This is a genomic window from Micromonospora sp. URMC 106, assembly GCF_051386395.1.
Taxonomy (GTDB): Bacteria; Actinomycetota; Actinomycetes; order Mycobacteriales; family Micromonosporaceae; genus Micromonospora.
This window is the reverse complement of record NZ_JBPQTP010000027.1, coordinates 28,866-41,196: the sequence shown is the minus strand read 5'-3', so window position 1 is coordinate 41,196 and position 12,331 is coordinate 28,866. Positions and strand designations below refer to the sequence as shown.

At 75.3% G+C, this 12,331-nt stretch carries 13 protein-coding genes; 6 read left to right on the top strand and 7 right to left on the bottom strand.

Going from position 1 to position 12,331, the window contains the following annotated elements; genetic code table 11:
• The first annotated feature begins 7 nt into the window (after positions 1-7).
• Positions 8-1,255, top strand: a complete 1,248-nt coding sequence (gene purD, locus ACSNOB_RS11795; RefSeq protein ID WP_436686701.1) for a phosphoribosylamine--glycine ligase — start codon at positions 8-10, stop codon at positions 1,253-1,255.
• A 59-nt stretch (positions 1,256-1,314) separates the two neighbouring features.
• The gene (locus ACSNOB_RS11790) at positions 1,315-1,563 is read left to right on the top strand and encodes a sigma factor (RefSeq protein WP_436686700.1); all 249 of its coding nucleotides are present in this window, start codon (positions 1,315-1,317) and stop codon (positions 1,561-1,563) included.
• Here the strand turns inward: ACSNOB_RS11790 and ACSNOB_RS11785 are convergent.
• From ACSNOB_RS11785 to ACSNOB_RS11770, 4 genes are all read right to left on the bottom strand, one after another.
• Positions 1,554-2,879, bottom strand: a complete 1,326-nt coding sequence (locus tag ACSNOB_RS11785) for an MFS transporter (protein WP_436686699.1) — start codon at positions 2,877-2,879, stop codon at positions 1,554-1,556. The genes ACSNOB_RS11790 and ACSNOB_RS11785 overlap by 10 nt on opposite strands.
• A gap of 83 nt (positions 2,880-2,962) precedes the next feature.
• Positions 2,963-4,525, bottom strand: coding sequence for an AMP-binding protein (locus tag ACSNOB_RS11780; protein ID WP_436686698.1), 1,563 nt, complete (start codon positions 4,523-4,525; stop codon positions 2,963-2,965).
• Between the two features lie 183 nt (positions 4,526-4,708).
• On the bottom strand, positions 4,709-5,923 hold the full coding sequence (locus ACSNOB_RS11775; protein WP_436686697.1) for an acyl-CoA dehydrogenase family protein: 1,215 nt from the start codon (positions 5,921-5,923) through the stop codon (positions 4,709-4,711).
• A gap of 1 nt (position 5,924) precedes the next feature.
• Positions 5,925-6,377, bottom strand: a complete 453-nt coding sequence (locus ACSNOB_RS11770) for an SCP2 sterol-binding domain-containing protein (protein ID WP_393101880.1) — start codon at positions 6,375-6,377, stop codon at positions 5,925-5,927.
• A 68-nt stretch (positions 6,378-6,445) separates the two neighbouring features.
• On the opposite strand from ACSNOB_RS11770, the gene ACSNOB_RS11765 reads away from it, so the two are divergent.
• Entirely contained in the window at positions 6,446-7,081 is a 636-nt protein-coding gene (locus tag ACSNOB_RS11765; RefSeq protein ID WP_436686696.1) for a TetR/AcrR family transcriptional regulator, read from the top strand.
• Between the two features lie 82 nt (positions 7,082-7,163).
• On the opposite strand, the gene ACSNOB_RS11760 is transcribed toward ACSNOB_RS11765, so the two are convergent.
• A complete protein-coding gene (locus tag ACSNOB_RS11760) occupies positions 7,164-7,805 on the bottom strand; it encodes a DedA family protein (protein WP_436686715.1) in 642 nt (213 codons plus the stop codon).
• Between the two features lie 138 nt (positions 7,806-7,943).
• A complete protein-coding gene (locus ACSNOB_RS11755) occupies positions 7,944-8,837 on the bottom strand; it encodes an NAD(P)-dependent oxidoreductase (RefSeq protein ID WP_436686695.1) in 894 nt (297 codons plus the stop codon).
• An 89-nt stretch (positions 8,838-8,926) separates the two neighbouring features.
• Between ACSNOB_RS11755 and ACSNOB_RS11750 the strand changes: the two genes are divergently transcribed.
• From ACSNOB_RS11750 to ACSNOB_RS11740, 3 genes are all read left to right on the top strand, one after another.
• A complete protein-coding gene (locus tag ACSNOB_RS11750; RefSeq protein WP_436686694.1) occupies positions 8,927-9,544 on the top strand; it encodes a TetR/AcrR family transcriptional regulator in 618 nt (205 codons plus the stop codon).
• Between the two features lie 70 nt (positions 9,545-9,614).
• Positions 9,615-10,928 (top strand): sensor histidine kinase, encoded by a 1,314-nt coding sequence (locus tag ACSNOB_RS11745; RefSeq protein WP_436686693.1) that lies wholly within the window; start codon positions 9,615-9,617, stop codon positions 10,926-10,928.
• A complete protein-coding gene (locus ACSNOB_RS11740; RefSeq protein ID WP_393308178.1) occupies positions 10,925-11,566 on the top strand; it encodes a response regulator in 642 nt (213 codons plus the stop codon). The genes ACSNOB_RS11745 and ACSNOB_RS11740 overlap by 4 nt, the downstream gene beginning before the upstream one ends.
• Before the next feature lie 128 nt (positions 11,567-11,694).
• On the opposite strand, the gene ACSNOB_RS11735 is transcribed toward ACSNOB_RS11740, so the two are convergent.
• Positions 11,695-12,294, bottom strand: a complete 600-nt coding sequence (locus ACSNOB_RS11735; RefSeq protein ID WP_436686692.1) for a DedA family protein — start codon at positions 12,292-12,294, stop codon at positions 11,695-11,697.
• Positions 12,295-12,331 lie beyond the last annotated feature (37 nt).

The window sequence follows — 12,331 nt, the reverse complement described above, 5'->3', positions numbered from 1 at the left end:
TCGGGTCGTGCGCGTACTTCTCTTGGGTGGCGGCGGGCGGGAGCACGCGCTCGCGCTCGGCCTGGCCGCCGATCCCGCCGTCGACCAGCTGATCGCCGCGCCGGGCAACCCCGGCATCGCGGGGGTCGCCGAGTTGCGGTCGGTGGATCCGGCCGACCCGGCGGCCGTCGCCGCGCTGGCCGTGGAGACCGGGGTCGACCTGGTGGTGATCGGGCCGGAGGCGCCGCTGGTGGCCGGGGTCGCCGACGCCGTACGCGCCAAGGGGATCGCCGCCTTCGGGCCGTCCGGCGAGGCCGCCCGGCTGGAGGGCTCGAAGGCGTTCGCCAAGGACGTGATGACCGCCGCCGGCGTGCCGACCGCGCGCGCGTACACCTGCGTCGACGCGGAGAGCGCCGGCCGGGCGCTGGACGAGTTCGGCGCGCCGTACGTGGTGAAGAACGACGGGCTCGCCGCCGGCAAGGGCGTCGTGGTGACCGACGACCGCGCCGCCGCGCTGCGGCACGCCGAGGAGTGCGGCCGGGTCGTCGTGGAGGAATACCTGGCCGGCCCCGAGGTCTCCCTCTTCGTGGTCACCGACGGCGAGGCGGCGGTGCCGCTGCTGCCGGCGCAGGACTTCAAGCGGGTCGGCGACGGCGACACCGGCCCCAACACCGGCGGCATGGGGGCGTACGCGCCGCTGCCCTGGGCGCCGCCCGGCCTGGTCGACGAGGTCATGCGCGACGTCGTCCACCCGACCCTGGCCGAGATGGCGCGCCGCGGCACGCCGTTCGCCGGCCTGCTCTACGTCGGGCTGGCGATCACCGCCGACGGCCCCCGGGTGATCGAGTTCAACGCCCGCTTCGGCGACCCGGAGACGCAGGTCGTGCTCGCGCTGCTGGAGACCCCGCTCGCCGGGCTGCTGCACGCCGCCGCCACCGGCACGCTGGCCGCGCACCCGCCGCTGCGCTGGCGCGACGGGGCGGCCGTCACCGTCGTGGTCGCCGCCGAGGGCTACCCGGCCGCCCCGCGTACCGGCGACGTGATCTCCGGGGCCGAGAACCCGGGCATCATCCACGCCGGCACCCGCCGGGACGCCGACGGGGCGTTGCGCTCCTCCGGTGGCCGGGTCCTCTGCGCCACCGCGACCGGCGCCGACCTCGCCGCCGCCCGGGACGCCGCGTACGAGCTGGTACGCGGCGTCGACCTGCCCGGCTCGCACCACCGCACCGACATCGCCTCCGCCGCCGTCGAGGGCCGGATCACGATTCCGGGCTGACCGGGCAACCTCCACCCTCCCGGCCTCCGTTTGAGCGGTGAGGCGAGGAGGTGGCGGGATTGCCTGCCGACATCGAGAGTTACCGCGAGTACGTCGGGGCGAGGCTGGAGCCGCTGCGCCGCACGGCGTACCTGCTCCGCGGCGACTGGCACACGGCCGACGACCTGGTGTCGACGGCGCTGGTCGAGCTGCTGCGGCACTGGCGGCGGGTGTCCAGCATGGAGAATCCGGACGCCTACGTCCGGCGTACCCTGCTGCGCGTCTGGCTGGACGACGCCACCACGCCCGGATCCACGCTCTACCCCTGACCCGGCGGGTCCCGGTGCGCCGAGGGCGCCCACTGCTCGCCGAGCGGGAGCGGGCCCTCGACCCGGCCCGACGTGCCGCCGGCCGGGGCGGGCGGGTGGCGGGGCGGCTCGTCCAGCGCCCGCAGCACCGGCAGCGGCGCGGCGACCAGCGCCGCCACCAGCAGCGCCCCGGCGAGCAGCAGGAAGGCCGGGCGCAGCCCGAGCCACTCCACCAACGGCCCGGCGGCCAGGTAGCCCGCCGGGCCGGCGGCGTACGTGAAGGAGGTCATCACCCCGACCACCCGGCCGCGCAGCCGCTCCGGGGTGCGGGTCTGCATGGCGTAGTTGGCCAGCGGGTTGACCGGCCCGTACGCGAGCCCGATCACGGCGGCGAAGCCGAGCATGGCCGGGTACGGCGGCAGGGTGGCCAGCCCGACCAGGGCCACCCCGGTGACGACGAGGGCGATCACCATCAGTGTGCGCCGCCGGATGCGCCGTCCCGCCGTGCCGGAGGCGAGCGCCCCGACCACCGCTCCGGCGCTCATCGCCATCAGGATCGCGCCGAGCCGGGCCGGCTCGCCCTGGGCGACGAACCACGCCGGCAGCAGCACGCCCTCGACCGGCAGGTAGAGCGCGACCAGCACCATCGTGATCAACGCGATGGTCCGCAGCAGCCGGTCCCGCCAGACGAACCGCAGCCCCTCGACGGTGCCGGCCCACAGGCCGGCCGGGGGGCGTTCCGGGCGGCCGGCCCCGGGCAGCCGGACGGCGGCGATCAGCGCGACGGCCAGCGCGAAGCCGGCGGCGGTGACCCAGAGCGTCGGGCCGGGCCCGATCGCGGCGATGAGCACGCCGCCGACGCCGGGCCCGATCAGGAAGGCGAGGCCCCAGACCGCCTCGTGGATGCCGTTGGCCCGCTCGATCCGCCATCGGGCGACCTGTGCGGCGGCCGGCAGCAGGGTCTCCCGGGCGGTCAGCCCGGCCGGGTCGAAGACGGCGCCGAGTGCGGCCAGCGCCACGATCCAGCCGAGGTTCAGCCCGACCAGGGCGTCCAGCGCCGGGATCGCGGCGACCGAGACGGCGGAGAGCGCGTCGGAGGCCAGGGCCGTACGCCGCCGGCCCAGCAGGTCCACGACGGTGCCGGAGACGAGGCTCGACAGCAGCAGCGGCAGCGCGGTGGCCGCCGCGACCACGCCGGCCGCGGTGGCGCTGCCGGTGCGCTCCAGCACCAGCCAGGGCAGGGCCACGGTGGCCACCCCGTTGCCGATGCCGGAGAGCAGTGTCGCCGCCTCTACCAGGAGCAGCGGCGTGCGGCGGCGGGGCCCGGACCTGATCATCGTGCTGCCAGCCTAGAGTCCGCCGGCGGGGGCGCGAAACGGAACGGCCGCCCTCGGCCCGCCGCCCGACTCCGGGCCGCCGGTCAGGCGTAGTAGCGGCGTAGCTCGCGGGTGAGCACCTTGCCGGTCGCGTTGCGCGGCAGGTACCTGACGAAGACGACGTCGCGGGGCACCGAGAAGCGGGCCAGGTAGTGCCGGACGTACTCGCGGACCGCCTCCGGATCGAGCGTCTCGCCGGGGTGCAGGGCGAGGAACGCGGCGAGCCGCTGCCCGTACTCGGGGTCGGGCACGCCGATCACGGCCGCCTCGCGCACCTGCGGCAGCCGGGCGAGCAGGTCCTCCACCTCGGACGGGAAGACGTTCTCCCCGCCCGAGACGATCATGTCGTCCGCCCGGCCGTCGACGAAGAGCAACCCGTCGGCGTTGACCCGGCCCAGGTCGCCGGTGTCGAGCAGGCCGTCGCGGCGTTCCCGGCTGGCGCCGGAGGTGTATCCCTCGAAGAGCATCTCGTTGCCGACGAAGATCCGGCCGACCCGCCCGTTCGGCACCGGCTCGCCGGCCGCGCCGAGGATCGCCAGGCGGGTGCCGTGCGGCGGTCGGCCGGCGGTGGTGGGTGCCGCGCGCAGGTCGGCGGGGCCGGCGATGGAGGCCCACGAGACCTCGGTGGAGCCGTACAGGTTGTAGAGCACGTCGCCGTAGACGTCCATGAACCGCGGGGCGAGGCCGCCGGGGAGCGCGGATCCGCTGACCGCGACCACCTTCAGCGGGGGCCGCGGGTCCGGCGGCGGCACCTCCAGCAGCCGCTGCACCATCACCGGTACGGCGAAGAGCGCGTCGCAGCGCTGCTCCACGAGGGCGGCCAGCGTGGCGGCCGGGTCGAAGCGGCGGTGCAGCACGACGGTGGCGCGCAGCGCGAACGCCACCTGGAGGGCCGCGTATCCCCAGGTGTGGAAGAGCGGCGCGGCGATCATCACCCGGTCCCGGGTGTGCAGCGGGATGCGGTCGATGATGGAGACCAGCGGGCCGAAGCCGTGCGGCGTGGGGCGCCGGGCGCCCTTCGGCGCGCCGGTGGTGCCGGAGGTGAGCACGATGATCCGGCCGTCGCGCTCCGGCGGTCGCAGCTCGCCGGGGAGCGCGCCGGCCACCAGTTCCTCCCGGCCGCGCTCGTCGAGCCGGTGCACCTCGGCGGGGAGGCCGACGATCCGCTCGGCGAACTCGGCGTCGTGCACCAGCACCCGCAGCCGCTGCTCCTCCGCCACCGTGGCGAGCTGCGCGGCGGAGAGCCCGGTGTTGACGAGCACCGCGTCCGCGCCGAGCAGGATGGCGGCCACGATCGTCTCGATCAGGCCGTGGTGGTTGCGGCAGAGCACACCGACCCGGTCGCCGGTCTGCACGCCGAGCGCCGCCCGCGTCGCCCGAGCCAGCCGCTCGGCCCGGTCCAGCAGCTCGGCGTACGTCAGCTCGGCGCCCCGCTCGTCGACCACCGCCGCCCGGTCGGGGTCGCGGGCCGCGGCCTGGCGCAGCTCGCCGGCGAGGCTCCAGCCCCACTTGCGCAGCGCGCCGAGCTGGGAGGCGACGCGGATCGGGCGGCCGGGGGTGAGCAGCCCGCGCCGGGTCAGGGTGGCGACGACGAACGGCAGGTCCACGACGCGGCCTCCTCGTGCGGTGCGCGCAGGGCCCCCGGCGCGGGGGGCCCTGCGGGGGCGGTCCTCTCGATCATGCGCTGGGGGCGGTAGGGGCGCAGCGGACGTCCGGGCTGGCCCGGGCGCAGCCGAGGTCCGGCCGGTCCGGCCGCCAGCGCGCCCGCCCTCGCCGATGAGGGCGCCGGGTCAGCGGATCTGGACGCCGGAGATGGCGCGCGAGATGACCAGTCGCTGGATCTCGGAGGTGCCCTCGAAGATGGTGTAGATCTTGGCGTCCCGGTACCAGCGCTCGACCGGGTGGTCCCGCAGGAACCCGGCCCCGCCGAGCAGTTGCACGGCCTTCTCGGTGACGGAGACGGCCACCTCGCCGGCCTTCAGCTTGGACATCGAGCCCTCGCCGGCGGTGAAGGGCCGGTTGTTGCGACCCATCCAGGAGGCCCGCCAGACCAGTAGCCGGGCGGCGTCGATCTCCGTCTTCATGTCGGCCAGCGCGAACGCGACCGCCTGGTTCTCGATGATCGGCCGGCCGAACTGGACCCGGTCCCTCGCGTAGTCCAGGGCGTACTCGTAGGCGGCCCGGGCCACGCCCAGCGCCTGCGCCCCGACCGTGGGCCGGGACAGCTCGAAGGTGCGCATCGCCGCCTGGCCGGAGGCGCGCTGGCCGGAGCGGGCCCGCGCCAACCGCTCGTCCAGGGCGTCCTTGCCGCCGAGCAGGCAGCGCCCCGGCACGCGTACGTCGTCGAGGAAGACGTCGGCGGTGTGCGACGCGCGCAGGCCCAGCTTGCGCAGCTTGCGGGTCGCGGTGAGCCCTTCGGTGCCAGGCGGTACGACGAACGCCGCCTGCCCCCGGGATCCGAGCGACGGGTCGACCGACGCGGTGACCACGTGCACGCCGGCGATCCCGCCGTTGGTGGCGTACGCCTTCTGCCCGCTGAGCACCCACTCGTCGGTGGCCTCGTCGTAGACGGCGCGGGTGCGCATCGCCCCGACGTCGGAGCCGGCCTCGGGCTCGGTGGTGCAGAACGCGGCGACGGCCGGTTCGTCGACGGTGCCGAAGCACTGTGGCACCCACTCGACCATCTGGTCGGGGGTGCCGGCGCCGTAGATGGCGGCCACCGCGAGGGAGGTGCCGAAGATGCCCAGCCCGATGCCGGCGTCACCCCAGAAGAGTTCCTCGCTGGCGATCGGGAGGGAGAGGCCGGTGGGGTCGGCCCAGCAGGTGGCGAGGAACTCGAAGCCGTACAGGCCGACCTTCGCCGCCTCCTGGATGATCGGCCAGGGAGTCTCCTCCCGGGCGTCCCACTCGGCCGCGGCCGGGCGCACGACCTCGGCGGCGAAGCCGTGCACCCAGTCGCGCAGATCCCGCTGTTCCTCGTTCAGGTCGAGCGAGAACTCAGCCATGTCAGGCCTTGGGGATGTCGAACAGGTTGGCGATGTTGGCGGCCAGGCCCAGGTCGCCCTTGGCCTTCAGCTTGCCGGTCATGAACATCATGACGGGGTTGGCCCCGCCGGAGACGATCTTCAGGAACTCGACCGGGCCCATGGTCAGGCTCAGCTTCGGGTCGTGCTGCGGGCCCTCGTTGACGGTGCACGCGCCGTCGGCGATGACCACCTCGTAGGTGTCGGTGCCGCCGTCGGGACGGCCGGTGATGTTCCAGTGGATGACCGCGTTGGTCGAGCCCGCCCGGTCGGCGCGGAAGAGCTGCGGCATCCGGCCGAAGACCTCGCCCAGGATCTTGCCGCGCAGGTCGCCGGACATGACCTCGGCGATCTTGTCGTCCGGGGTGGACTTGACCAGCTGGGCGAACTCCTTGGGGCCGACGTTCGCGAAGTTGGCCGGGTCGAAGTCAGTCATGGGGCTGCACCTTCCGGGAATTGGCTACTCGTGCGTAACCCTACGCACGAGTAGGTATGCTCGCAAGGGTGTCCACCCCACCCACCTTCAAGCGCCTCCCCCGTGCCGTACGCGAGCAGCAGATGCTCGACGCGGCCGTGAAAGTGTTCTCCCGCCGGGGGTTCCACGCGGCCAGCATGGACGAGATCGCCGAGGACGCCGGCATCTCCAAGCCGATGGTCTACGCGTACCTCGGCACGAAGGAGGAGCTCTTCGTCGCCTGCCTGCACCGCGAGGGCACCCGGATGATGCAGGCCATCGCCGGGGCGGCCGCCCCCGAGCTGTCGGCCGACGAGCGGCTGTGGCGCGGTCTGCGGGCGTTCTTCGGCTTCGTCGGGGCGCACCGGGACGGGTGGGCGGTGCTCTACCGGCAGGCCCGCGGCGAGCAGCCGTTCGCCGGCGAGCTGGCGGGCATGCGCGCCCGGCTGGTCGACGTGGTCGCCGGGATGCTCGACCACGCCCTGCGGGCCCAGGGGCGCGAGGTGGGCGAGACCGACCTGGAGGTCGTCGCGTACGCCCTGGTGGGGGCGACCGAGTCGCTGGCGGACTGGCTCGCCGACCACCCGGACGCCGACCCGGAGAAGACCGCGACCCGGATGATGAACGTGGCCTGGCTGGGGGCCGGGCAGCTGCTGGCCGGCGCCACCTGGCGACCCGGGACCTGAGGCGCCCCGCCAGCGCCCCCGGTGTGTGCGGGCCCCTGCCCCGGTGGGCGGCGGAACCCCGCGCGGGCGGCGGGGGACGGGGTCACCGCCGCAGCTCCACCGGCTCGCGGGCCGGCCCGGCGGCGGCCGCCCGGCGACGGGCCAGCAGCCAGCGGGTCACCTCCACCACCAGGGTCACCGTCAGGGCGAGACCGAGGCCGAGCAGCAGCCCCCGGATCGGATCCTGCTCGAAAGCGAGCCCGCCGAGGTAGCCGACCAGCGCCGAGTAGATCCCCCACGAGCCGGCGGCGAGCGCGTCGAAGGCGAGAAAGCGCCGCCGGGGGAAGCGGGTCGCCCCCATGGTCATGGTGACGGCGGTCCGGCCGCCCGGGACGTACCGGGCGACGGTGAGGACCAGCCCGCCCCGGACGGCGATCCCGCGCCGCGCCCACTCGTAGGCGGCCCGCCGTCGCCCGCCGTCGGGCAGGCGGGCGAGCAGGCGACCGCCGCCGTGCCGGCCGATGGCGTACGAGACGTGGTCGCCGACCAGCGCGCCGGCCGCCGCGACCACGATCACGGCCAGCAGGTCGGGTTGACCGGTCGCCGCGAACACGCCGGCGGTGATCACGGCCGTCTCGCTCGGCACCGCCGGGAAGAAGCCGTCGATCACCGCGATCGCGAAGAGCGCCAGGTAGACCCAGGGCGAGGACATCGTCTGGTGGAGCAGGTCGAGCACCGAATCCATGATCTCGATGCTGGTGCCGGGGACCGGTTCCGCCATCGCCCGGTGGTCACCCGGCGCCTACGACTTAAGTCGTGGCCGACCCGGAGGAGCGTCCGGGTCGGGCACGGGCCGGTGTCAGGGTCCCGGCGGGCGGCGGTGTCAGGGCCGGGTGCCGCGGCCAGCCACGGCCGTTCCGGCCGGGAACACCTCGACCAGACTCGTGAGGCTCTGATCGGCACGGCCGTCCGCCATGCCCCGGCGGAAGGCGTCGAGCACCGCGGCCGGCAGCGTGGTGTCGACGCCGGCCGCCCGGACGGTGTCCAGGACGTGTTCGACGCTGGCGATGCCCATCGCCAGCCGGTCCACGTCGCCCCGGTGGTCGCCCGCGTCGATGCGGGGCGTGTAGAACTCCAGGAACTGGGCCACGTCGGCCGTCTTCCGCGCGATGGGTAGGAACTCCGTGGCGGTGATGCCATGGGCACGCGCCACCGTCACCGTGTGCAGCCAGCTCACCATGATGGTCCAGAACAGGTTCATCCCGAGCTGGTAGTACAGCGCCGCCAATCCCGGATCCTCGCCCAGGTAGTCGACGCCCGTCAGCACCTCCAGCGTCTCCCGGTGAGCTGCGAGCGCGTCGGCCGGTCCGCTGTAGTACGTGCTGGACTCCGGGACCCCGATGCCGGACGGTGGCACCTGCACGCCGCCGGTCAACTGCCGGGCGCCGTGTCCGGCGAGCCAGGTCGCCGCCTCCCGGGCCCGATCGGGAGTGTCCGAGCTGAGGTTGGCGATCACCCGCCCGGGCAGCTCGGCCGTGGCACCGCCGAGGATCTCGTACATCGCGTCGTAGTCGGTGAGGCTCAGCACCACCAGTTCGTTGGCGGTCAGGGCCTCGTTCACGGTCGCCGCCCGGCGGGCACCCCTGCCCACCAACTCGTCGGCCCTGGCCGCGGTCCGGTTCCACACCGTGACCTCGTATCCCCGGTCCAGGAACGCGCCCACCATCGCCCGCCCCATCGGCCCGAGGCCGATGACGGTCACTGCGCGGTCAGTCATGAAGATCCCCCTCTAGAACGAACGCTCTATCTAGTGAGAGGACGTTAGCACGGCACTGGAGCGAACGTTCTATCCGGTAGCCTGGCGGCATGAAGACGTCCGTGCGGCAGTCCGCGACCGTGGAGGGCGGCCTCGGCACCCGGGACCGGATCGTGCGGGTCGCCTCCCGGTTGATGCAGCGCCAGGGCTACGACGGCACCGGCATCAAGCAGATCTCGGTCGAGGCCGGGGCGACCCTGGGGTCGGTCTACCACTTCTTCCCCGGGGGCAAGCAGGAGTTGGCCGTGGCCGCCATCCGCCACGGCGACCAGGAGTTCGCCGACCTGCTCCGGGTGATCCTCGACCAGGTCGCGGACCCGGCCGAGGCGGTGGTCGCCTGTGCCCGCGACCTCGCCGACGGGCTGCGCGACTCCGACTGGGCCGACGGCTGCCCGGTCACCGCCACCGCCCTCGGCACCGCGAGCCGGGCGCCGGACATCCAGCGGGCCGCCGCGGAAGCGTTCGCGCACTGGCGGCTGCTGGTCGCGGACAAGCTCCGCCGCGCCGGTGTCGCGGAGGACGACGCGGAGGAGTTGGCCCACACGGTGATCTCCACGCTGGAGGGCGCCGAACTCGCGGCCCAGGTCTCCCGCAGCGACCGCCCGCTGCTGACGGCCGGCCGGCACCTGGCCCAGCTGATCAACCTGCACCGGTCGCCGGGTGCCTGAGCGGAGCGGGTCGCGCGGACACCCGAGGCGGACGGGTGGCACCGCCCGCCGCCCCGCCTAGGCTCGGGACGTGACCTCCCGCGCCGTCGCGCTCCGCCGCACCGCCGACCGGTACGCGCCCGTGCTGCTCGCCGTCGTCGTGGCGGCGGGGGTGTGGGGGTCGGCGACCGGCTCGCTCGGGGTGCGCTCGCCGCTGCCCCGGGCGCTGGTCCTCGCCGTCGCCGTCCTCGCCGGCTGGGCCGCCGCGACGGTACGCGTACGCTGCTGGCCGCTCTTCGTGACGGCCGCCGTCGCGTGGCTGCTCCTGGCGGCCTGGCCGGCGGCGGTGGTGGCCTCCGGGCAGGCCGGTCTGCGGCTGCGGGGCCGACGGCGGCTCGTCGCCTACCTCGCCGGCGCCGCCCTGGTCGCGGTCGTGGGTGCGCTGATCGGTGTCGCGGTGGGCGGCGAGCGGCGGCTGACCACGGCCACGCCGGCCAACGCGACGGCGATGTTCGCGCTGGCGGTGTTGTTCCCGCTGGTCGTCGGGCTCTGGATACGCGCCCGCCGGGAGACCCTGGCCGCCCTGCGGGACCGGGCCGAGCGGTTGGAACGCGAGCAGGAGGCGCGGACCGAGCGGGTCCGGGCCGAGGAGCGGGCCCGGATCGCCCGGGAGATGCACGACGTGGTGGCGCACCGGGTGTCGCTGATGGTGGTGCACGCCGGCGCGCTGGAGGTCACCGCCGCCGACCCGGCGACCGTCGACGCCGCGGCCCTGATCCGGTCCACCGGGCGACAGGCCCTCACCGACCTGCGCGAGGTGCTCGGCGTCCTGCGCCAGCCCGCTCCCGCCGACGGCCCGGCCACCGCCGCCGACGGGCTGGCCGGCGTCGACGACCTGCTCCGGGAGTCGCGCGCCGCCGGCCTCCGGGTGGACCGGCGGGACGAGGGGACGCCCCGGCCCGTTCCCGCCACCGTCGACCGGACGGTGTACCGGGTGGTCCAGGAGGCGCTGACGAACGTCCGCAAGCACGCGCCGGACGCGGACACCACCGTCCGGCTGCGGTACCTGTCCGGCGGGGTGGAGGTCAGCGTCCGCAACGGTCCGCCCGGCGCGGTGCGCGGGCCGGACGTGGATGCTCCGCCGGCGGGTGCCGTGCCCGGGTCGGACGCGGGCGGGCGGTCGGCGGGCCGCGCGGCCGCGCAGCGGGCGGGCCAGCCGGCGGGCGGTGCGGCCCCGCCGGGGACGGGCGGCCGGTCGGCGGGTGGTGCGGCCCTGCCGGGGGCGGGGCTCGGGCTGATCGGCCTGCGGGAGCGGGTGGAGCTGCTGGGCGGGCGGCTGGAGGCCGGCCCGCGCGACGGCGGCTTCCTGGTCCGGGCGCTGATTCCGGTTCAGGAGGCGACGTGATCCGGGTCCTGGTCGTCGACGACGAGCACCTGGTCCGCTCCGGGCTGCGGCTGATCCTGGAGGCGGCGTCCGACCTCACCGTGGTCGGCGAGGCGGCCGACGGGGCCGCGGCGTTGGCCGAGACCCGGCGACTCCGCCCCGACGTGGTGCTGCTGGACGTCCGGATGCCGGGGACCGACGGGCTGACCGCCGCGCCGGAGCTGGTCGCCCTCGGCGTGAAGGTGATCATGCTGACCACCTTCGACCGGGACGAGTACGTGCACCGGGCGCTGCGGGCGGGGGCTGTCGGCTTCCTGCTGAAGGACACGCCGCCCCGGGAACTCGCCGCCGCCGTGCGTACCGTGGCCGCCGGGAACGCCATGCTGGCCCCGACCGTGACCCGGCGGCTGATCGACTCCTTCGCCGAGCGGGGCCCGGCCCGGCGGGACGCCGCGCGGCAGCGGCTCGGCCAGCTCACGGACCGGGAGCGGGAGATCGTCCGGGAGGTCGGACGGGGGCTCGGCAACGCCGAGATCGCCCGCCGGTTGACGATGAGCGAGGCGACCGTCAAGGCGCACGTCAGCCGGGCGCTCGCCAAGCTCCAGGTCGCCAACCGGGTGCAGCTCGCGATCCTGGTCCACGACGCCGACCTGCTCTGACTCGCCGCCCGGCCCGCCGCCATCCGGTCCACCGGTGGAACACCATGGCTGTCAGGACGGACCGGTGACACCCATGGCGTCCCACCCGCCGGCCGGCCGGGGAGATGGCAGGTGGAGGGGTGTCGGGGTCAGCGGTGGCGGCGGTGGCGCAACCAGCGGACGGACTCCAGCAGCACCGTGACCGCCACCGACACGCCCACCCCGGCGAGGATGCCCTTGACGGGGTCGCGCTCGAACGCCAGCCCGCCGAAATAGCCGAGCAGGGCGCAGTAGAGCGCCCAGCTCGCCGCCGCGATCGAGTCGAACAGCAGGAACGAGCGGAGCGGGTAGCGGACCGCGCCCATGGTGAGGGTGACCGCCGTCCGTCCGCCGGGGACGTACCGGGCGGTGGTCAGGATCAGTCCGCCGCGCCGGTGCACCGCCCGGCGGGCCCACTCGGAACCGGCCCGCCGCCGGCTGTCGGCGGGGAACCGGGCGAGCCGGTTCGCCCCGCCGCCGCGCCCGATGGCGTACGAGATGTGGTCGCCGACGCAGGCGCCCAGCGCGGCGGCGACGATCACCGCCACCAGCTCGGGGCTCCCGCCGGTGGCGAGCACGGCGGCGGTGATCACGGCCGCCTCGCCGGGCACCGCCGGGAAGAACGCGTCGACCGCGGTGAGCCCGAACAGCAGCAGGTACACCCACGGCGAGGCGACCAGCTGCCGGAGCAGGTCGAGCGCGGACTCCATGCCTCCCATGCTCGCCGGGCGCGACCCGCCCGGTGGT